We start from the raw sequence: 21,195 nt of genomic DNA, 5'->3' as shown, positions 1-21,195 counted from the left end.
GACTGCATGGCTAAATATATTGGCCTGATGTCTGGTACTAGCATGGACGGCGTAGACGCCGTCTTATGCGACATCTCACTAAACTCTTGTACCACTTTGGCCGCCCATTCTCTTCCCTATTCTTCAGAACTGCTCAGTGCCCTCAACGCACTCTGTATTGAAGGCCCCGACGAGCTTAACAGCTTAGCTATCGCTGACCGACTGGTAGCTGAAACCTTCGCGAAGGTAACACTTGAGCTGCTCGAACAAAACGAGTTAAGCGCCTCAGATATCACAGCTATTGGTTCGCACGGCCAAACCGTACGCCATCATCCGAACTCTGATGTACTGTCAGCACATTTTGCAAAATCTTCCATACGCGGATTTACCTGTCAGATAGGCGATCCGAATACCATCGCAGTACTTACCGGTATTGATGTTATCGCCGACTTTAGGCGTAAAGATATAGCCTTAGGTGGGCAAGGTGCTCCCTTGGTGCCCGCTTTTCACAATGCGGTATTTGCCAGCGACGATAAATATCGCGCACTCGTAAATATTGGCGGTATTGCAAACATTTCATTACTTGCACCGAAGCGCGAAACTTCATCGCCGAAAGGATTTGATACCGGACCAGGTAACACCTTAATGGATCAGTGGATAAGCCTTCATTTAAATAAAAGCTTCGATAAGGATGGTATCTGGGCCGCGACTGGGCAATCTCATTCTGGACTATTAGAAAGGCTTTTATTGGATGACTACTTTGCATTGCCAGCCCCCAAAAGTACTGGCAGAGAGTATTTCAACATCAATTGGTTGAGCAATGCCCTTGCCGATTACTTCCCTTCTAGCGCAGAGCTACAAAGTGAAGAAAAGAATAATAATTTAGCGCCTGAAGACGTACAAGCAACCTTACTTTCGCTAACAGGTAGCACTATCGCTCAGGAAATTGTAAAGCATTTACCCAAAACGAATAAAGAAGGCTTAAAAAGCGAAGTGGTAGTGTGCGGCGGCGGTGCATTCAACAAGGTATTAATGCGTTATCTAAGCAGTGCATTAAGCGATTATGTCGTAACAGACAGCCATGCTCTGGGCATCCATCCACAGCACGTTGAAGGCGCAGCTTTCGCCTGGTTTGCGCACGCATATGAAAATAACATTCCGGGAAATGTGCCCGCGGTCACGGGAGCTTCTAAAGCAGCAGTCTTAGGGGCACGCTTTAAACAGATATAATCGCTCCATGATTATAGACATGTACCTATTTAGTACTTTTCAGAAGTACGTATCAGAGCACTTTATTTGCCTTTTAGTGAGCTTTTTTCCCCGATATCACAATATGATTACCAAAAGCGTCTGTTTAGCGTATTCACAAAAACGTCATTCTCACATCTTAGCATTATCATCTATATTTATTATGGCGAGATATAATAAGCGGCCGCCAAGAAAGCGCTTTCCACTGCGTTCATAATGTTGGATAATAAGTAATCACTGCTTAATTAAAAATGCTCAACCCATTCTTTTGGCACACAGCATTAAAGTATATACATGTAATAAACTTTAACTAAGGAGAGTTATCGTTGCTTGATACCGAAAAACGGACCGTTTTAGTCGTAGATGACATACCGGAAAATATTGAATTACTGTCAGCTGTTTTACGCAACGAGTACAAGGTAAAAGCCGCCCTAAATGGGGAGTTGGCGCTTAAAATAGCACGCAGTGATAACAAGCCTGATATCATATTACTTGACGTAATGATGCCTAAAATGGATGGGTATGAAGTATGTCGCCAATTAAAATTAGATGTGTCCACTGCATCAATACCAGTCATCTTTGTAACCGCTAAATCCGAAGTAATTGATGAACAGAAAGGGTTCGATTTTGGTGCTGTTGACTACATTACTAAACCTATTAGCCCTCCCATTGTTTCTGCCAGAATAAAGTCGCACTTGGCACTCTATGATCAGTCCCGACACCTAGAAAGACTCGTAGCCCAGCGTACACAAGATCTGCATAAAACCCGATTAGAAGTTATCCATAGATTGGGTAAAGCAGCTGAATATAAAGATAATGAAACGGGTATGCACGTTATCCGAATGAGCTATTTTTGTAAGTTTATGGCAGAGCGTTTAGGCATGTCCGAAGAATGGGTTGACCTTTTACACAACGCCGCGCCCATGCATGACATTGGAAAAATCGGTATTCCTGATGCTATTTTGTTGAAGCCAGGTAAGCTTGACAATGAAGAGTGGGAAGTCATGAAAAATCATGCCGCCTACGGTGGCGAAATAATTGGTGATAGCGATGAGCCATTGTTAAATATGGCAAGAGAAATTGCAGTTTGTCACCATGAAAAATGGGATGGTACAGGCTATCCTAACGGTCTTGCAGGTAAAGACATTCCTCTATCAGCCCGAATAGTGTCAATAGCTGACGTTTTTGATGCGCTTACAAGTGAACGTCCTTATAAAAAAGCGTGGAGCGAAGAAAGGGCCATTGACCTCATAAAATCCGAAGCAGGTAAACATTTCGATCCTGATCTGGTGCCACTTTTTCTGTCATGCCTTGATGAAGTAAGAAGTGTTCAAAAACGTTTTCGAGACGAAAGTTTTGACTAACCGTTGTAGAGAAAGATCCCTTTGTATAAATGCGGTCTTACTGAGCATTAGTTTTCTTTGTTATCTATCACTTACTTTCCAAGCCGCTTTAGCTTCAGAAAGGATAGAAACACTTTCGCTAAGTGATGGTTTGTTAAGCCCTCAGATATATAGCGTACAAAAAGATGCAAACGGATTTATGTGGTTTGGAACTGCTGACGGTGTCAAACGTTTCGACGGCTATAAGTTTGTTTCTTTCAGGCATGACCCTCTAGATGAAGGTTCGATTTCTAATAACAGTATTAGCACTATGTTAGTGGATAGTGCTAACAGATTATGGGTAGGAACCTGGGGAGGAGGGCTTAATTTACTTGATAAAGAAACGCAGCAATTTATTCACTATAAACATGACGCTGATAACTCCAATAGCCTTGGAGCAAATAAAGTCCAATCCCTTTTTGAATCTCGAAACGGTGACCTATGGGTAGGTACCAACGGCGCTGGTTTAAACAAGTTTGATCGCGATACTCAGCAGTTCATTCGTTTTTCAGATATAGACAAAAATATTGATAAGGCGGGAGAAAATAGAGTTTGGAGTATTGCCGAGGATAGTAGAGGTGAAATTTGGATAGGTACGTCTAACGGCCTATATAAAAAGGCGTTAAATTCCAGCGAGTTTACTCTTGAAGCATCTAATCAAAACGGATTAGATCACCTGGAGGTCCGTTCAGTTTTTGTCGATAAAAATAACCGAATTTGGTTGGCAACCCGAACGAGCTTCGGGTATTTCGACACTAGTAGTAGCCGTTACGAAATTATTCCATTTCCCGAGGGTACGATTCCAAGTATTACTCAAATATCAAAACACCAAGACTTTTTATTACTGGCTACCTTTGCTGGAGTCTACAAATATAGCCTATCACAAATGCGCTTTGTGCCTGCTGATAATGGGCGCTGGGCGTTAATGGAAAACCGAGATGTAAGACAAGTCTATGTAGATAAAACCGATATCATGTGGGCCGCCACCCGCTATTCAGGAGTAAAGAAAGTATATTTTCGCCCCCATGCTTTCAGAGGTTGGACAGACATATTGAGCGACCAACCTCTAGCGGGACTCTTTTCACAAGTGATTTCAATGTCACCTGCAGAAAATGGAGGTATATGGCTGGGTACAGGGCGCAGCCTCGTACATTTTGACGGTAACGAAAAGTTTGTACCTCACATGAGCCAAGAGAGCCTATCAAGGTTAAATAGGTTAAGAGTGAACAGTATACAAACCAGCAGAGAGGGTGTTGTATACCTAGCAACTGATTTTGGGTTATATAAAATTAGTGACTCTAATGGGACCGTTGAACAACAAGAGCTTGATTGGGCACAAAACAATAATGCGACTATTGAATGGCTAAGTATTGATAAAGACGGTTGGTTTTGGCTCAATCTCGCAGGAAATAATCACGTCACTCGCTGGGAGCCAAGCACTAATCAAGTTCAGACGTTTCTATCGGATGTTGATATTGAGTTCTCATTTATTGATAGCGAAGGCAACGTATGGGTAGGAACACATGGCGATGGCCTTTTCAAAATTGCTTATCAGACGAAAAATATATCTCACTACACAACGGAAAATACAAACACCTCTTTACTTAGCAATCATATAAATGATGCGTTTCAATCAGACCCAAGCACAATTTGGTTTGCCACCAACAGAGGTGTATCCAAATTCTCTACGTCTAGCAACAGTTTTACACCCTATCGAATCAATATAGACGGAATAGGTTTTTCAGTGGTGTCTATCATTGAAGATAAGAAAGGCATGCTCTGGCTTGCCACATCAAAGGGGATCTATCATTTAAACCCTGAGACAGGCTCTTTCCAATATTTCACCACTAATGACGGACTTCACAGTAATAGTTTTCTTCCTCGCTCGGCGCTAACTACGCCAAGCGGCTACATTTTTTTCGGAAGCATTGATGGGTTGACGGGTTTCGACCCGGCTGAAGTAGAGGTGAATGATATTGTTCCGCCTGTTGCAATAACAGGAGTGGATATTGATGGGCAAGATATTTTTCCCATTCCAAAACGTCTGTCAATTCATCAAGATTATAAACAGATATCCTTTACTTTTTCGTCTTTAGATTTCTACGCTAATGAAGATAACAGATATCGAACACGGCTGGTTGGTTATAGTGAAAAATGGGGCGACATTACCGACAAGAATTTCATTTCATTTGCAAAAATGTCGCCGGGAAGTTACCGGTTTGAAGTGATTGGCAGCAACAATCACGGTATCTGGAATAACCAGCCGCAGACTTTGGATTTTGAAATACTTCCCTCTTGGTACGAAACAATATGGTTCAAAACGCTTGGGCCTTTGCTGTGCATCTTGCTCGCTTTTATTTTTTACAATAATAGAGTGAAGCGCCATCACGCTACCGAAAAATACCTTTCTGCTCAAATAGAACAGAAAACACACGATATTTTTGTACTGAGTGATATAGGTAAAGATATTGCGGCAACAGGCGAAATGAAGAGTATTGCTAATTTGCTCTATCGACAGTTAAAGATTGCATTTAATGCCGAAACGTTCGCGATAGGTCTCTACGATAAGCAAACTCAATCGGTAAAGATCATTTTGTCTGTAGTGAAGGAAACGAGAAAAGAAAACTACGTATTACCCCTTTCGAATGTAGGTTGCGCTTTAGAGTGGACAATTGCTCAAAACAAAGAATTTGTTGCTTTAGACAAAAGCGACTGGTCTACCGCAGCAATGCCAGCAAATAAAAATATGAACGGAGAATTTACCAATTCTGTCATATGCCAACCTCTCATGTCGGGTAACAATTTACTCGGTGTGCTAACTGTTCAATCGGACAAAGTTAATGCGTTTGGCAAAGCGCAACTCCAAATTCTACGTATTGTTTCTAGCCTTGCGTCAGTGGCTATATCTAATAGCCTAACGTTTGAAGAACTAGAGATAGCGAAGGATAAAGCAGAGAGTGCTACACAAGCCAAATCAGATTTCCTTTCGAATATGTCTCATGAGATTAGAACACCAATGAATGCAATTATTGGTATGAGCTATCTAGCACTGCTTACAGAGCTTTCACCTAAGCAGCGGAATTACATAGAGAAGGTGAATAAAAGCGCTGAGTCTTTGTTGGGTATCATCAACGACATTTTAGATTTTTCGAAAATTGAGGCAGGAAAACTGAGCCTAGAAAACGTTGATTTCAATCTTGACGATGTATTCAACAACGTTACCAATGCGCTAGCAATTCGAGCAATGGAGAAAGACGTAGAGTTGTATATCGATATGGAGTCGCTCGTACCCTCTCAAGTGGTTGGCGATCCATTGAGACTACAGCAAATATTGCTAAATCTTGGAAACAATGCGGTAAAGTTCACTGATAATGAAGGCGAAGTTATATTTAAAGTTTCTGTTGAAGAGGAAACTGATTCCACAATTAAATTGCTATTTAGTGTATCTGATAACGGCATTGGAATGACGGCTGACCAGCAAGAGCAACTCTTTTCCTCATTTAGCCAGGCAGACTCTTCTATCACACGAAAATATGGCGGCACAGGCTTAGGGCTTGCCATTTCAAAAGATTTAGTAGAACTCATGAGCGGCAAAATATGGGTTGAAAGCGAGTACCAAAAAGGCAGTAGCTTTTTCTTTACCGTGAAGCTAGACGCCTCTTGCAATAACGTGTCCCTTCCACATGATGAGACTAACATCGAAGGGATCAGCGTGCTTGTGGTTGATGATAGTGAGACAGCAAGACATGTACTTCGCAACCAGTTAACAAACTTCGGTATAAAGCACGAACTGGTTGAGAGCGGTATTGATGCACTTAAAAGGCTTGAAAAGCAAACCCTAGACGCTAAGTTTGATCTGGTTTTGATGGATTGGAAAATGCCGGGTATGGACGGTATCGAAACTATAAATGCGATCAGAGAAAGCGGCACCATTACGCACAAACCAAAAATAGTGTTAGTAACCGCACATAGCTTAGACGACGTGCAAGAAATTACACAGCAACTTGATTTAGCAGACGCATTAACTAAGCCCGTTACTCCTTCCACGCTATTAAACACTATCACTGGGGTAACTAATACTAAATGCGTTAAACGGTTACCTTCCACGCCATCTGAATTAAGAGTTCAAGAAAGCGCACAACTAACAGGTCTAAACCTTTTACTTGTTGAAGACAATGATATGAACCAAGAACTGGCGTTGGAATTACTGGAAAGCGCAGGTGCTCATGTCGTTACTGCGAATAATGGTAAGCAAGCCTACGAACTTGTTCTTGAGCAGAACTTCGATGGCGTGCTTATGGATTGCCAGATGCCCATAATGGACGGATACACTGCAACCTCAAAAATTCGCGCCCATTATGATAGTGAAGCACTCCCCATTATTGCGATGACGGCCAATATTATGAAAGGAGACATTGAAAAAGTTTATGCTTCTGGCATGAACGCTCACATCGCTAAGCCAATCGATGTCCCCCTTATGTATAAAACTATTCTTGGTATTATAAAGAATAAAAAGGCGCTGGCACTAGATATCGAAAAACAAGAGGTAAAGTCTGACAACAACATACCTGCTTTACAGGGAATAGATATTTCGTTCGGGCTAAGAGCTACCAACAACAATAGTAAACTGTATAGGAAACAGCTTTCTAAATTCTATGAAAGATACAAAGACTTTCACTCATCTTTTGACACAGCAATGGGTGCTAACGACGCAGAATTAATGACACGAGAAGCCCATACATTAAAAAGCTTAGCGGGTACCATCGGGGCTAAAGCACTATATTCAAGCTCTCACGAACTTGAGCAGGCCTGCTTGGGTAAAAAAGCGGTTCATGAAGCACTCACTAAAACCTTGGATGAATTGAATATTGTATTGCAGAGCCTTTCAAGCTTATCACCTTTGCCTGAGCCAAATAACAAAAAGAACAACGATCCTCTTATATCTAGTGCTATTACAAGCAAACTCGAAGAATTAAAATCTTATCTTAATGACTATGACACCGAGGCAGTTTATGTGGTCGAAGAACTTATTTCATCGGTTGGCAATGTAGATTTCGAAAGCATGAAAAACGTAAAAATTCAGCTCGATGCTATCTCAAAAGCGCTCCAATCTTTTGACTTCGATACCGCACTCGTTCACACGTGTTCACTCCAATCCGAACTTAGTTGAGCATTCGCAAAGCAGTGTTTTTACATCTCAGCTTTGCAACGCCCCTATCAAATAAATCCAAACGAACGTTTAGTCAGTATCTACTAGCTCTCGAAGCACCTAGCTCTCAACGCGTTTAAAGGTAGTTTAAGCTAGGTTTTTAGGTAATTTATATGGGGATTGAAATGACAGACTCAGTACTTTTTAGCTCGTTTGGTTGGGCCGGTAATACATTGCAAAATCGCATGGTGTTAGCGCCAATGACAAGAGGCAGAGCAGGCGCTGATCGCGTACCTAATAAAATTATGGGCGATCATTATGTTCAGCGTGCTGATGCAGGGCTTATAATTACTGAGGCAACCGCCATTTCTGAAGAGGGCATTGGTTGGGTAGATTCCCCTGGAATTTACACTGACGAGATGGTTGAAGGATGGCGCTCGGTGGTCAACCGTGTGCACGAAGCCGGCGGAAAAATTGTTCTACAGCTTTGGCATACAGGGCGTGCATCACATAGCGACTTTCACAACGGCAACCTTCCTCTGTCGGCATCAGCAATAAAAATTGAAGGGGATGAAATTCATACTCCAAAGGGTAAAAAACCCTATGAAGTGCCCCAAGCCATGACCTATGACGATATTAAACGTACTGTTGAAGACTACAAAAGGGCAGCCATAAACGCCAAGGCAGCAGGGTTTGACGGCATAGAAGTTCATGCGGCCAATGGCTACCTTATTAACCAATTTTTAGACAGCCGAAGTAATCAGCGGAGCGATAATTATGGTGGTAGTATCGATAACCGCTATCGATTTTTAGCCGAGGTGATGGACGCCGTATTGAGCGTTTGGGCTAAAGAGCATGTAGGCGTGAGATTATCGCCTAACGGCGCGTTTAACGATATGGGAGCCGACGATTTTCGTGAAACCTTTACCTATGTAGCCCAGCAACTCAATAAGTTAGAGCTAGGCTATTTGCACGTAATGGATGGCTTGGCTTTTGGTTTTCATGAACGCGGAGAAGCAATGACCCTTGCTGAGTTTAGGGCCCTCTTCGACGGAATGCTTATTGGGAACTGTGGCTACACTAAAGAAGAAGCCGAAAAACGTTTATCTGACGGTGATGGTGACATGATTGCGTTCGGAAGACCATGGATCACAAATCCAGACCTTCCTACTCGCTTCAAGCATAACTACCCACTAACGTCATTTGACGATCCGTCTGCTTGGTACGGAGGCGGTGAAGAAGGCTACAACGATTTTGACACATACCGAGAACAAAGCGGAAAAGACGCCATGACATCGCTGACTTAAACTCGTACGGGCAGAGCTTACTTCTCTGCCCTTTTTAATAAGTGTTGCTAGCAAAATCACCATGCGCAGCGCTTATGCATTCTCTCAATTGTGAGGGCTAGCTAAACGACTTTTTCTTAGCGGCTAACACCGCAAGTTTTTCTAAACACGACATCCACGCGTAGTTGTGCTGATCGCACTCTTGCTTATTCAAAAAGCCCTGCTGAATAAGCACAAGCCGTGCGTTGTTTTCTTCGGTCTTTTCGAAATGAATGTCCACCGAAGTCATGACAGACTCTTCAATATCATCTTCCCACGCCCAAGAAAACGACAGCTGCTCGTTCGCTAGAATAGTCACATATTCACCGGTCAATGACATTTCAATACCGCTGGGCTCCATCATTTTTATTCGATAGCGGCCGCCTTCTTTGAAATCACTCATGATTTGCGTGACCGAACAATCTCCCGGTGCGAACCACTCACTAAGATATTCGGGCTCGTGAAATGCTGCAAAAACAAAGGGCAATGATGCATCTAGCGTTACATCAATTTTAAACTCGTGCATAAAGCCGCCTTAGATATTTTATATGTTAAGGGTTTATGTTTATCTTACTTTATAACAAAGGTAAAAGCGCATTAGCGCTGTTTACGTTAGCCAGAAAATAAAAAATCCCGAGCCCGCGTAAGGAAAGGCCCGGGAGAAGGAGAACATCCTCAACATTTTTTATCGACAGCCCAAAGCAACTTCTTGAGCTAAAAAATGAACCTATTCACCTTTCATCAGTGAATCCATACTGGCTTTGCTGCCAAAGTGCTGTGAACTTACTCTTTCACTCACCGATAAATAAAGATTGTCGATATCGGTGTTTGCCATGAACTTTTCGCAAAATCCGGGGGCATGCGGCTCAATGAAGTGTTTGGCTGCAAGCATAAAGTGGGCAATGAGCTGTTTAACATTGTCTGTGCCCATGGCTATTCGCATAGTGGTAAGTTCAATCCCCGCTTTTTTCTGCTCGTCGCTACTGAGTTCAGAGTGAGACGTCAACGCTGGGCACAAAATAATTGTGTTGTTTTGCCCAATACTCACTTGATGGCTAAATGCGGGTTCTAGGGCATCGAAGAATCGCACAAATACATCGCGAGCTAAGTTCGCCGGTGCCATGTCGACAGTGAACAAAGTACAGGGCCAACCGTGTGTATGCTGTTTTTCACGCAATCCAGCATTACCGTGTTCAGGCAACGCGTGGCAGTTAACGCGAATTTGATCGTGAGCATTCAAAAATGCGGTAAAAACTTCTGTATTGATTACCTTCGTCATCATACGCTGTTCAAGAGTCTTCATGCCATTTAGTACATCAAAGGCCTTTTCAGAATCTAAAAACGCGCCTTTAATGTAGTACACATCCCAGAACATGGTTTCTGACCAATCAACGCCGTTTGCTGAGCTACCTTTTGGCTGGAACATGCGGTGTCCCTCGCCTATCACAACGCCCGCGGTGGTAGCGCCACTGCCACACAAGTCTTTGGTGTAACTGTGAATGACATAGTCGGGTCGCGCGGCTTTATTTTTGTGCTGAAGCGGTTGATGCAGTACTGGCGTAGCAAGCGTAGAGTCCAACATTACTAACGCATTTTGTGCATGCGCTAGTTCACAGATCCCAGGCACATCTAATACGTAGCCATGTGGGTTACATGGCGACTCTAAATACACGTGCATTTTTGCACCGTTACTTAAGCGTGAGGCATGCTCGGCCTTGGTTTGCTGCATAAATGTAGCAAAGCTTTGCGCATCGTAACCATCAAACCACGCAATTTGAATATCCATTCGGTTGCTGCGGGCGAAATAATCATGAAGTAGCTGGTACACCCCACCGTATACGTTCCTAGAAACAATAAGTACATCGCCATGACTTAGCACATTTGATAAACAGGCATCGATTGCCGCCATGCCCGAGTTAAAGTTCCATGCTAAATATTCGGCAGCGTAAGGCCCCGCTTCCATATCTACAATGGCATTAGCAAGAGAGATATTAGTAGGGTTTAACAATCGCGAATAAATTTGGTGGGTAAACTCCTTTCCTTGAAACGCATCGTCTACCCATTCAGTACAGGCATACACATAAGTCGCGGTTCTTACTACCACGGGTGTTGCAGAAAACAGTGCCGTTACGTTGTCAAACAGCGGATAATGCCCCTGCGACCCATTACCACTGGACAAGCTTTGATATGTGGCACGAAATGGGTTCTGCAACGTATCCAATATTTTAGCAATTTGAAAAGACAAAAACTTTTTAGCGTTGAAGTAGGCTAGCCTATCTTCTTTATCCAGCCCTTGAAGAGTATTACTCGTGATGTCCCACAATTGCATAACGCTGGCCTGTGCACCATATAAGTGATGGGCGGTATTAGCGAGTGCCCTACCGTAGTCGCTTTGTGCGCTTATACCGAAGTGAGATAATTGTTCCTCAACTAACGCTTGCGTGGTTTTCGCTTGGGTTGTGTTACGCTTAGGTGAAAGCACTTTAGCGAGCGTTACATCAACATCGGTTGAGTTTTGGAATTTATTTTCTGACTGCATAGCGATTCCGTTGCAAATTGACTTCAGGTGTATGTACATAACACCAACACCGTTTACAAAAATGTAAAACTTAAATCACACTTTTAGAACAGTTTGCGCAACGATTGTGTAGCTAAACAGAGGAAAGAAAAGTTTACTTGAGGAGCGTTAAGCGAATGACAGCAAGGGATTCAAAGAGTATCGAGTTAACTATTTTAAGCGATGAAGCCAATGAAATTGCCGAAGCGCTGCAACATAAACTAGCAGATAACAACGACTTCGTAGGCCCTGACGGTCGGCCGCGCTTAACGTTAAAAAAAGTAACCCACCGCCCAGAAGAAGTTGATGCAGGAACCGTTGAAGTGATGCTTGCCGACCCCGACCTTGCATCCCGAATTATTGATAAATGTTCAGCGCTGATTTGGTGTCAGTCTACTTGGGCTGGCAACGCACCACTTCTTAATGCCAATAAAAATGACTACATACTCACTGGGCTAAAAGGAATTTTCGGAAAGCTAATGCGGGAATATGTTTTTGCGTATCTGCTTGGGCATGCCAGAAACGTAAAGGCTTTTGAGCAACACCAGCGCGCCGAACAACCTATATGGGAAGCATCAAAGCGAATGCCGCTAAATGGGCAAACACTAGGCATTGCTGGTCTAGGTAGTATTGGGCAAGCATTGATCCCCGTTGCCCAGGCATTCGGAATGAAGGTTGTGGGTTTAACCCGAAGTGGGCAAGCCGTGAAGGGTGCCCATACTGTTTACACCCCGGACACTATAGAAGCCTTTGCCAAAGCATGTGACCACGTGGTGAACTTAATGCCCGACACGCCATCTACGCAAAACCTGCTTTCTCACGAATTTTTCAATGGGCTAAAGCCCCACAGTGTTTTCATTAATGCAGGGCGAGGCAGCGCGGTTGACGACGATGCCCTTTTACAAGCCTTAGACAGCGGCGCATTGGCGCATGCAGTATTGGACGTATTTCGTAACGAGCCCCTCGATCCCGCTCATCCGTTTTGGCGACACCCCAGAATTTCGGTAACTGCGCACACTGCAGCTGAGTCACAGCCAAGCGACGTGGCTGACGTGTTTTTAGAAAATGCGCTGCGTCACATCAACGGTGAATCGCTTAATTACCAGTTTGATTTTGCAAAGGGCTATTAGCGTTTAAATAGCCCTTCCCGTCATCCATTCAAGGCTAAAATACAGCCTGTCTGTAGCTGGTTACGCTGGCGCTTAAATTCTAGGATCAGTTGCCGTTATCTCAATTCGGTCGTGGTGCTTCTCGTGAAAGGCTAACAACTGAGGATATTCCTTCATGCTGTGTAACTCGCGGAAAAGTACCCAATCAATCATGCTATACAGACAGATTTCCGGATAAGTCCAACCACTAAATCCCCCCGCTTCAAGCTGGTCTGAAAGCGCACTTAACACAGCGTCAATTCGCTCGTTTTGAAGACGGTAATACATTTTGTCTTCGCTAATATCAAAGTCTGAACGCTTCAGTAGCATAAGCTGAACAAAGGAATCGTTGGCCGCATCAATTAGCGTGAGTTGATTCTCTTCTTCCCAGCTCAAGCCGTCATGGTCAAGCTTATCTGCAAGGTAGTTATAAATAATGCGAGAATCGAAAACCATTTGGCCGTCATCTTCAAGACAAGGGACTTTAAGAGTCGGGTTACGAGAAGCAAGCAATTCGCGATCTGCACCTGAGAAGATTTGCAGATTTAAAAATTCATGTTCTGTTGACGCAAGTACGATGCGAATGCGGCGTACATAAGGAGAAGTAGTAGAGCCATATAATTTCATAAACGCTGTCCTAAACCATGATCGTTTGATGAAATCAGTGTAGCCAGAATTTGAAAATAAAAGGAAGTGTTGAAGGCAAGACAACCGACAGACATACAATATGATGCGGTGTATGCCTATCGTGTCTGCATTAAACGTTCAGTAGTAAACGCCTAAAATAAAATTCGCTTGTGACGAAAGCTCTAAACGCTAAAGCTTGCGCCACAGCCGCAGGTCGTTGTGGCATTAGGGTTTTGAACTAAAAACCGTGAACCTTCCAGACCATCTACATAATCGACGATCCCACCTACTAAGTATTGTAGGCTCATCGGGTCGACAACCATGGTTACGCTGTCTTTTTCAATGGTCATGTCGCCTTCGTTTACTTTCTCATCGAACGTAAAACCATATTGGAAACCTGAACAACCACCACCTGTTACGTATACACGCAATTTTAAATCAGGATTTTCTTCTTCTGAAACAAGGGCTTTCACTTTCGCTGCTGCAGCGTCTGAAAACTCAATTGGCAACGCCGTTTCTACAGACATACCCACCTCTACATTAACCTCGTGCTTTCGCACTTTGTGCTTAGTCGCAATTATCTAATACTTGCGGATAGTTAGCAATTATTGGGGCAAAACTTAACGATTCAAGTTATAGCCTCACCATCACAATGCCTGTAAATGGCTGGTTGAGGCAACAAACTTAACTGCACTGGGTAAGACCAAAGCCTGTGAGCTTTACTGAGCATTTTTGCAGCAGAGTCCGACACGCCGTAATATATGATTTAAACTGTAATCAATGCTTTCAAACACAGAAGTACAATTCAAGGAGCGGAAAATGAACAACCCCAACAATACCCAGTTACCTTCTTCCACTCCTTTCCTATATGACGATTTCGGACAGTCTCGTTTTGCGAGCAAGGAAGAATACAAAGAAGCGTTAACAAGACAGCAAGAACAGCTCTTTCACGTACAGCAGACTTACTTTCATCAGAAAAAGCGAGCGCTTATTGTGTTTGAAGGATGGGATGCCTCTGGAAAAGGTGGCGCTATAAGGCGTATAACAGAGAAGTTAGACCCTCGTGGCGTGAGTGTATTTCCTGTGGCAAAGCCCGCAAAAGAAGACCAAGACAAACACTTTCTCTATCGCTTTTGGCAACACATCCCCTCCCCCGGCACAATTAAAATATTTGACCGCTCACACTACGGAAGAGTGCTTGTAGAAAGAGTAGATAAGTTGGTTGATGAAGAGGTATGGCAGCGCGGTTATGAAGAAATAAACGCATTTGAAAAAACGCTGAGTGACAGCGGGGTTCGTATTATCAAACTCTTTATGCATATATCCTCTCGCGAGCAGCGCGAGCGGTTTGAAGAGCGGCTGCACAATCCTTTCAAGCGCTGGAAGTTAACCGAAGAAGATTTACATAATCGTAAGATGCGAAAGGCCTATATCGAGGCTACAAATGATATGTTTAAGCACACCCACACAGGTTATGCGCCATGGCATGTAATTAACGGGGAATTTAAGTGGCAAGCAAGGGTGAACGTACTTGACGCTGTTATCGCAAAGCTTAGTGAAGGCGTAGATATCTCTCCGCCTCCACTTGACGAGCGTTTAATAGCGCTGGCCTCCAAACAACTTGATGTTGATGAAGACCTACTGAACGACTAAGGTAAAATAACCCTGGCAGGCAGCCATAACTACTTAAGCGAATACGCCCTAGTTATTGCTGTCTGGCAAAGTCACGTTCAATTCAAGTACGCTGCAATCATCATTATTGTCTAGCTGCACCGATACTTGATCGTCAGCAATCGTCACGTATTTGCGAATTACCTGAATAATTTCCTGCTGCATCATTGGCAAGTAATCGGGCTCTGTCCGTTTCTTACGCTCATGCGCAACAATAATCTGTAACCGCTCTTTGGCTACTGCCGCAGTGCTCGGCTTTTGCTTCTTTTTGAGCAGGTCGAAAATTCCCATTACTTCCCTCCTAGCAGACGCTTAAAGAACCCTTTCTTCTCTGCCTCTAGGAAACGATGAGGAACAGTTTCGCCTAGCAGACGTTTTACAGCGTCAGCATAAGCTTGTCCTGCATTAGCTTCTTCGTCAAGAATAACCGGCTGACCTTGGTTCGATGCTTTAAGCACAGCTTCAGATTCTGGAATAACGCCCAATAGTGGAATCGCCAAAATTTCTTCAACGTCTGCAACGCTAAGCATTTCAGCGCTTTCAACACGACTTGGGTTATAGCGGGTTAGTAAAAGGTGTTCTTTAACCGGTTCGCCTTTTTCTGCACGCATAGATTTACTTTGAAGAATACCCAAAATACGATCTGAATCGCGTACAGACGACACTTCAGGGTTAGTAACCACAATGGCTTCATCAGCGAAATACAACGCCATTTGTGCGCCTTGCTCAATCCCCGCAGGCGAATCACAGATAATAAACTCAAAGTCTTTCTTAAGCTCGTCTAATACGGCCTGCACACCATCAACGGTAAGGGCGTCTTTATCGCGAGTTTGCGATGCCGGAAGAATGAAAAGGTTTTCCGTTCTTTTGTCTTTAATTAGCGCCTGTTTAAGTGAGGCCTCTTTATTAATGACGTTTACGAAATCGTAAACAACGCGGCGTTCACACCCCATGATAAGGTCAAGGTTTCGCAAGCCCACATCGAAGTCGATGACTACCGTTTTATGGCCTGCTAACGCAAGCCCCGTACTTATTGCTGCACTCGATGTAGTTTTGCCTACACCACCTTTTCCTGAGGTTACTACGATAATCTTTGCCATCTATTCTTTCCTATTAGTGCGTACAAAGCATTAAGCCAACGGCTCTATACGTAATGTTTCTTCTTCTAAATATACTTGTGCAGGTTTCTTCCAGCATTCACCCTTCACGGTTTCATGCATAATGAATTGCCCTGCAATTGAAATAAGTTCCGCGTCTAACGACTGGCAAAATACACGGGCTCCCGTATTGCCTTTTACGCCAGCTAACGCACGCCCACGCAATGTACCGTAAACATGGATATTGCCATCGGCAAGCAGTTCAGCGCCTTCGCTTACAGAAGCCGTTACCACCAAGTCACCGCCTTCAGCATAGACTTGCTGACCAGAACGTACTGGGCGGTTAATCACTTTGGCAGGTTTAAGCGATGGTGCGGCTGCAGGAGCCGTTTCAGCTTTAGGCGCAGAAGCGGTTTGCACTTGTTGTGCGGTTTGAGACGCGTTTTCGCCGCTACCATTATTGTTTTCACTTCCGCTCGCTTTGTTCGAACGAAGTGCGCTGTCTGTAAATTTGCTTTGGCTTACATCGGCTAACCCCAAATCATTGATAGTGGGCTTCAGCTCTGCCACCTCACCTTTCACGGCCATGGGCTGTAATTGCAATCGGCGACAAAGCGCCACCAGCAGCTCGAACTCTGTGGCAGATAAAGGCTTCATTAAATGCAAAATCAGTGAGGAACGGGTAAAGAACTGTGGCGCGCTCGCGACTTTCTGAGATAACTGAGCTTCAAAGTTATCTGGCTCAAAATCTATTACTTCTAACACAATACTGGTGAGCGTAGTGCCCTTCATGCGAAAGCAAGTTTCTGTCATTTTTTCTTCCCGAAAAGGCGTTACTTTTCCCATAGCAAAAGCCATGTTTTGAAGTAAAGCCTATTAGCGCTAGTGTTTGTTGCTGTCTTACGCAGCTGTACAAATAATTTATTGTGTCACTGTATCAAAAAACCCGTTCGCATACAGCAACTGTATACTGGTTAAAACACGTTTTACTCTGATAATAGACCTAGAATAAGCCAAGAACGTGCCAATCGTTGAGTGGTTTTTAATCAAGTCTGAATTGTAAAAGCACTAGGTGAGCCATATTGATTTTTATCCGCCTCTTTCAAAACAAAAAAAGTGCGATCGTAGATCGCACTTTTTTTTCATATTGGTTTTCTCACGGCGTCTAAGGCGTTGTGAGTTTTTTAGGGTCTAGTAATGATTCTAGCTCGCCTCTGGGGATATCTGTCATGGCTTCGGCCACATCTATAACGGGCTTGTTTTCTTTGTAAGCGGCTTTTGCGATTTCCGCGGCTTTTGCATAGCCAATGACAGGATTAAGTGCAGTGACAAGTACAGGGTTTCTGTAAAGCGCCGCTTCAATGTTGTCTTGATTCACAGTGAAGCCTTCTATCGCCTGCTCGCCGATAAGCGTTGCACTGTTGGTCATTAGCGACAAACTTGAAAGCAAGTTGCTAGCAATCATAGGTAGCATTACGTTTAGTTCAAAGTTACCAGACTGTCCGCCTACAGTAATGGCCGTATCGTTACCTATTACCTGTGCTGAAGCCATCGCCACCGCTTCTGGAATAACCGGGTTTACCTTGCCGGGCATAATCGATGAACCTGGCTGCAGCGCAGGCAGCGCAATCTCACCTAAACCGGCTAAAGGCCCAGAATTCATCCAGCGCAAGTCATTAGCAATTTTCATAAGGGTGACGGCTAAACTTTTTGTCGCACCGGAAAGCGTCACAGCTGTGTCTTGCGAGCCAATCAATGCAAAGAAATTGTCAGCGGGCTTAAACCCAATGTCGGTCAGCTCCCCTAGTGTATCTGAAAATGTCGTAGCAAAATTTGCATGGGCGTTTACACCTGTTCCCACCGCAGTGCCTCCTTGGGCAAGGGTTTGAATAGCTGGCTGCACAGCACGTAGGTTTTTTAGCTGCTGCTTAAGCTGAGATGCCCATGCCAGTAAACTTTGATCCATGCCCACAGGCATAGCATCCATAAGGTGAGTGCGCCCCGTTTTACAAAATTGCGCTACCGACTTTGCCTTAACTTCAATAATACTAACCAAACCTTCAATGGCCGGTATAAGCTCATTTGACAATGCAATAGCTGCGCTAACGTGAATGGTGGTAGGAATGACGTCATTTGAACTTTGCCCGTAATTCACATGATCATTAGGGTGAACCTCTTCGCCTGAATAACGAGAAGCCAATCGAGCAATGACCTCGTTGGCGTTCATGTTTGTGCTAGTACCTGAGCCAGTCTGAAATATATCAACAGGAAAGTGCTGTATTACATCATCAAGAGCCAACAGCTCATCACAGGCTCGAACTATGGCTTGGCCGCGATCGTTGCCCAGCACCTTGAGTTTCATGTTTGCTTGTGCCGCGGCTTTTTTTACAGTGATCAACGCGCGCACAAAGGCTTCTGGCATGCGCTGCCCACTTACAGGAAAGTTTTGAATGGCACGCTGTGTTTGAGCGCCGTAGAGTGCATTTTCGGGGACCTGTAGCTCGCCCATGCTGTCGCGTTCTGTGCGTGTTGCTGTCATGACTCGTTTCCTTGTGTTGGTATTACTAATTTTCAGCGTGATTAACACGCTTTCATCAGAGCCCTGTTAAGGCTGATGGCATTAAAGCACTGCACCCTAGACAGTGAATTGTAAAGAATGGGTACTAGGGCCTGTTGCTCTTTGCTGAACATCAAAGGTCAACAGGCCTTCGCGTATTCATATCTATTTTTATTCTCGCAAGCTCAATTCGATCACTCTCGTTATGCGCGTAGCATTCGGCTTTAAGCAACGGCTTGTATAAGTGATCTAAACACACCCGTCGCCATTGCCGACCAACTAGTGGATCGCACACGGTTTCATAAAGCACCTCAACCGCATTTTTATAGACCGAAAATTTATCTCTATCGCGTAGCAATAAATTAGCAACACAAGTCACGCCATCTAGATAATTTTTTAAAAACACAGTGTTCAGCACATCGTCCTTGTATCCAATTCGAACGCGTTGAGCTGTATGTCGTATCGAAGACATATGCATTCCTCATGCATCTAAAAATAAAAAGCTCGATAAATACAAAAGAGCTTGTTCTACACAATAATTTAATATAAATGATAATCGTTAGCATTTACAATGATCCGGTGCTATTCTTTTTCGTAATGAAAATTGAATCATCTAATACCTCCTGCAGGTAAAGTTAATCAACATTCAAAGGACATTTTTTATGATCAAAAAGTTACTTGGTGGCGCCACCCTTTTCCTTATGGCCTCAAGTGCATTTGCTAACGAATGCGAAGTGACTGTGGAATCAAACGATGCCATGCAGTTCAACACGTCAAATGTGGTTATTCCTGCAAGCTGTAGTGAATTTACCGTGACTCTTAAACACACAGGACAATTGCCTAAACAAGCCATGGGCCATAACTGGGTAATGACAACCAAGGCTAATGGACAAGCTGTGGCAACAGACGGCATGAGTGCAGGTTTAGACAACAATTACGTAAAGCCAAACGATGAGCGTGTAATTGGCGCGACTGACATTATTGGCGGCGGCGAGCAGACTTCCACAACCTTTTCTGTTGAAGGGTTAAGTAAGGATGAAGAATACATGTTTTTCTGTTCATTCCCCGGTCACATCGGCGTCATGAAAGGCACGGTTACCCTTTCAAGCTAGGGCGTTGCAATACCAAGGCGTGTCGTTTTCGGCACGCCTTAAAAATGAATAACAGTAAGTCGAGGGTGTAGTTGCAATGAATACGGCGTCTCACACATCAAAAAGCGCTAAGGCGGTGGTCCGGTATAAGCACTTACCTTCTATTTCTGACGCCCTATCACGAAATAGGATTATTCCTCACTTAGCAAACAAACGGCTTTTGATGCCGCTGTTTATAGCCATTCTTCTTACTTATAACAGCACCCGGGCAGTTACCTTGTCGGTGTTGTCAGATGCATTTTTTCAAGTGGCAGCGTTTGTTTATGCATCGCTTGCGCTTTATTACGTCGCCACGTTGCGCGTTTCAGCCGAAACCATTGGCAATTATATGAAAGCGCACCCTGTACATGAGGTGGGATTATCTGCCCTACTTGGTGCGCTGCCAGGCTGCGGCGGTGCTATTATCGTCGTCACTCAGTACACGCGAGGTGTAACAAGCTTCGGAGCCGTGGTAGCAGTGCTAACCAGCACTATGGGAGATGCCGCATTTCTGTTACTCGCCCAAGCGCCTTTTGATGCTTTAACCGTAATGGCCGTCGGCGTCACGGTGGGTGCAATGACGGGGTTGGTGGTCAACAAATTTCATAATTACAAAGCCCCTGAAGCCGATGGTGCGCTTCAACAATCGCAAAACTGCAATAACCCAAAAGCAGTGAGCAACAAAGCCATATCACTTTCTAAAGTATTCTGGATGATTGCGAGCTTACCCTCGTTGGCGATTGCGCTTGGCCTGGCGCTTCAACTTCCCATACACAGCTACCTTGCTATCAGTGAGAATACCCTAACGCTGATTGGCGCATCGCTATGTGTTTCGAGTCTTGCCCTGTGGTCTTTATGCGGTTCAGGAAACGGATACGCTTCGATTACAAAAGAAGATATAACTCCGCCTCCCCCTAAATGGCAAGAGAAAGCCGCCTTAGACACGCAGTTTGTCTTGGCATGGGTAGTACTCGCTTTTCTTGTGTTCGAGCTGTCTGTAGTCTGGTTTGGGCTAGACATTCCAGGGCTGCTTCAATCCATGGGTCCCGGCTTAGTTGGCTTAGCCATTGTCATCGGGTTCTTACCTGGTTGCGGTCCACAGATATTGGTAACCAGCTTATACCTTAACGGCGCAGTTCCATTTTCCGCACAACTCGGCAATGCAATAAGTAATGACGGCGACGCTTTGTTTCCCGCCATTGCCCTTTCCCCCAAAGCAGCACTTATTGCCACCGTGTACTCTGCTATTCCTGCGTTTCTTGTGGGTTATGGCTACTGGTATTTGTTTGAATAAGGCTTTCGACGCTTTAAAGTTTAAATTACCG

17 protein-coding genes are annotated in these 21,195 nt (G+C 44.1%); 8 read left to right on the top strand and 9 right to left on the bottom strand.

Annotation, left to right across the window (positions count from 1 at the left end):
• Positions 1-6: 6 nt before the first annotated feature.
• The 4 genes from E5672_RS08960 (at position 7) to E5672_RS08945 (ending at position 9,065) form a co-directional block, all read left to right on the top strand.
• A complete protein-coding gene (locus E5672_RS08960; protein ID WP_136781884.1) occupies positions 7-1,209 on the top strand; it encodes an anhydro-N-acetylmuramic acid kinase in 1,203 nt (400 codons plus the stop codon).
• Between the two features lie 344 nt (positions 1,210-1,553).
• A complete protein-coding gene (locus E5672_RS08955) occupies positions 1,554-2,591 on the top strand; it encodes a response regulator (RefSeq protein WP_136781883.1) in 1,038 nt (345 codons plus the stop codon).
• Positions 2,554-7,779 carry a hybrid sensor histidine kinase/response regulator gene (locus tag E5672_RS08950; protein ID WP_136781882.1) on the top strand — a complete coding sequence of 1,742 codons (5,226 nt, stop codon included), beginning with the start codon at positions 2,554-2,556 and terminating at the stop codon, positions 7,777-7,779. The genes E5672_RS08955 and E5672_RS08950 overlap by 38 nt, the downstream gene beginning before the upstream one ends.
• 164 nt (positions 7,780-7,943) lie before the next feature.
• Positions 7,944-9,065 carry an alkene reductase gene (locus E5672_RS08945; RefSeq protein WP_136781881.1) on the top strand — a complete coding sequence of 374 codons (1,122 nt, stop codon included), beginning with the start codon at positions 7,944-7,946 and terminating at the stop codon, positions 9,063-9,065.
• Positions 9,066-9,162: 97 nt separating this feature from the next.
• Here the strand turns inward: E5672_RS08945 and E5672_RS08940 are convergent, their stop codons facing one another.
• Positions 9,163-9,609, bottom strand: a complete 447-nt coding sequence (locus E5672_RS08940; RefSeq protein WP_136781880.1) for an SRPBCC family protein — start codon at positions 9,607-9,609, stop codon at positions 9,163-9,165.
• A 201-nt stretch (positions 9,610-9,810) separates the two neighbouring features.
• The gene (locus E5672_RS08935; protein WP_136781879.1) at positions 9,811-11,622 is read right to left on the bottom strand and encodes a trans-sulfuration enzyme family protein; all 1,812 of its coding nucleotides are present in this window, start codon (positions 11,620-11,622) and stop codon (positions 9,811-9,813) included.
• 155 nt (positions 11,623-11,777) lie between these two features.
• Here E5672_RS08935 and E5672_RS08930 point away from each other — a divergent pair, with 155 nt between their 5' ends.
• Entirely contained in the window at positions 11,778-12,770 is a 993-nt protein-coding gene (locus E5672_RS08930) for a D-2-hydroxyacid dehydrogenase (protein ID WP_136781878.1), read from the top strand.
• 72 nt (positions 12,771-12,842) lie between these two features.
• On the opposite strand, the gene E5672_RS08925 is transcribed toward E5672_RS08930, so the two are convergent.
• Together E5672_RS08925 and erpA are read right to left on the bottom strand one after the other, a co-directional pair.
• Positions 12,843-13,415, bottom strand: coding sequence for a glutathione S-transferase family protein (locus E5672_RS08925; RefSeq protein WP_136781877.1), 573 nt, complete (start codon positions 13,413-13,415; stop codon positions 12,843-12,845).
• 182 nt (positions 13,416-13,597) lie between these two features.
• A complete protein-coding gene (erpA, locus tag E5672_RS08920) occupies positions 13,598-13,942 on the bottom strand; it encodes an iron-sulfur cluster insertion protein ErpA (RefSeq protein WP_014950570.1) in 345 nt (114 codons plus the stop codon).
• 292 nt (positions 13,943-14,234) lie between these two features.
• Between erpA and E5672_RS08915 the strand changes: the two genes are divergently transcribed.
• The gene (locus E5672_RS08915) at positions 14,235-15,068 is read left to right on the top strand and encodes a polyphosphate kinase 2 family protein (RefSeq protein WP_136781876.1); all 834 of its coding nucleotides are present in this window, start codon (positions 14,235-14,237) and stop codon (positions 15,066-15,068) included.
• A gap of 48 nt (positions 15,069-15,116) precedes the next feature.
• Here the strand turns inward: E5672_RS08915 and minE are convergent, their stop codons facing one another.
• The 5 genes from minE to E5672_RS08890 all read right to left on the bottom strand — a co-directional run bounded on the left by minE (position 15,117) and on the right by E5672_RS08890 (position 19,212).
• On the bottom strand, positions 15,117-15,377 hold the full coding sequence (gene minE / locus E5672_RS08910; RefSeq protein ID WP_014950572.1) for a cell division topological specificity factor MinE: 261 nt from the start codon (positions 15,375-15,377) through the stop codon (positions 15,117-15,119).
• Complete coding sequence (minD, locus tag E5672_RS08905; protein ID WP_014950573.1) at positions 15,377-16,186, bottom strand: septum site-determining protein MinD; 810 nt, start codon at positions 16,184-16,186, stop codon at positions 15,377-15,379. Before minD ends, minE begins: the two co-directional genes overlap by 1 nt.
• 30 nt (positions 16,187-16,216) lie before the next feature.
• On the bottom strand, positions 16,217-16,996 hold the full coding sequence (minC, locus tag E5672_RS08900; protein ID WP_136781875.1) for a septum site-determining protein MinC: 780 nt from the start codon (positions 16,994-16,996) through the stop codon (positions 16,217-16,219).
• A gap of 352 nt (positions 16,997-17,348) precedes the next feature.
• Positions 17,349-18,722, bottom strand: a complete 1,374-nt coding sequence (locus E5672_RS08895; protein ID WP_136781874.1) for a class II fumarate hydratase — start codon at positions 18,720-18,722, stop codon at positions 17,349-17,351.
• Between the two features lie 151 nt (positions 18,723-18,873).
• Positions 18,874-19,212: a hypothetical protein gene (locus E5672_RS08890; RefSeq protein ID WP_136781873.1), complete on the bottom strand. Its 339-nt coding sequence runs from the start codon at positions 19,210-19,212 to the stop codon at positions 18,874-18,876.
• Between the two features lie 190 nt (positions 19,213-19,402).
• Here E5672_RS08890 and azu point away from each other — a divergent pair, with 190 nt between their 5' ends.
• Together azu and E5672_RS08880 are read left to right on the top strand one after the other, a co-directional pair.
• The gene (azu, locus tag E5672_RS08885) at positions 19,403-19,852 is read left to right on the top strand and encodes an azurin (RefSeq protein WP_136781872.1); all 450 of its coding nucleotides are present in this window, start codon (positions 19,403-19,405) and stop codon (positions 19,850-19,852) included.
• Between the two features lie 76 nt (positions 19,853-19,928).
• Positions 19,929-21,164: a putative manganese transporter gene (locus E5672_RS08880; RefSeq protein WP_136781871.1), complete on the top strand. Its 1,236-nt coding sequence runs from the start codon at positions 19,929-19,931 to the stop codon at positions 21,162-21,164.
• Positions 21,165-21,195: the final 31 nt, after the last annotated feature.

Source organism: Alteromonas portus (genome assembly GCF_005117025.1).
In the GTDB taxonomy this organism is placed as follows: Bacteria; Pseudomonadota; Gammaproteobacteria; order Enterobacterales; family Alteromonadaceae; genus Alteromonas; species Alteromonas portus.
This window is presented reverse-complemented; position numbering and strand designations above follow the sequence as displayed.

Bases quoted from the DNA above. Each gene is read 5' to 3' on its own strand.
- E5672_RS08890 (WP_136781873.1), bottom strand. From the start codon at position 19,212: ATGTCTTCGATACGACATACAGCTCAACGCGTTCGAATTGGATACAAG.
- E5672_RS08960 (WP_136781884.1), top strand. From the start codon at position 7: ATGGCTAAATATATTGGCCTGATGTCTGGTACTAGCATGGACGGCGTA.
- E5672_RS08940 (WP_136781880.1), bottom strand. From the start codon at position 9,609: ATGCACGAGTTTAAAATTGATGTAACGCTAGATGCATCATTGCCCTTT.
- minC (WP_136781875.1), bottom strand. From the start codon at position 16,996: ATGACAGAAACTTGCTTTCGCATGAAGGGCACTACGCTCACCAGTATT.
- E5672_RS08945 (WP_136781881.1), top strand. From the start codon at position 7,944: ATGACAGACTCAGTACTTTTTAGCTCGTTTGGTTGGGCCGGTAATACA.
- minE (WP_014950572.1), bottom strand. From the start codon at position 15,377: ATGGGAATTTTCGACCTGCTCAAAAAGAAGCAAAAGCCGAGCACTGCG.
- E5672_RS08935 (WP_136781879.1), bottom strand. From the start codon at position 11,622: ATGCAGTCAGAAAATAAATTCCAAAACTCAACCGATGTTGATGTAACG.
- E5672_RS08930 (WP_136781878.1), top strand. From the start codon at position 11,778: ATGACAGCAAGGGATTCAAAGAGTATCGAGTTAACTATTTTAAGCGAT.
- erpA (WP_014950570.1), bottom strand. From the start codon at position 13,942: ATGTCTGTAGAAACGGCGTTGCCAATTGAGTTTTCAGACGCTGCAGCA.
- minD (WP_014950573.1), bottom strand. From the start codon at position 16,186: ATGGCAAAGATTATCGTAGTAACCTCAGGAAAAGGTGGTGTAGGCAAA.
- E5672_RS08880 (WP_136781871.1), top strand. From the start codon at position 19,929: ATGAATACGGCGTCTCACACATCAAAAAGCGCTAAGGCGGTGGTCCGG.
- E5672_RS08925 (WP_136781877.1), bottom strand. From the start codon at position 13,415: ATGAAATTATATGGCTCTACTACTTCTCCTTATGTACGCCGCATTCGC.
- E5672_RS08915 (WP_136781876.1), top strand. From the start codon at position 14,235: ATGAACAACCCCAACAATACCCAGTTACCTTCTTCCACTCCTTTCCTA.
- azu (WP_136781872.1), top strand. From the start codon at position 19,403: ATGATCAAAAAGTTACTTGGTGGCGCCACCCTTTTCCTTATGGCCTCA.
- E5672_RS08895 (WP_136781874.1), bottom strand. From the start codon at position 18,722: ATGACAGCAACACGCACAGAACGCGACAGCATGGGCGAGCTACAGGTC.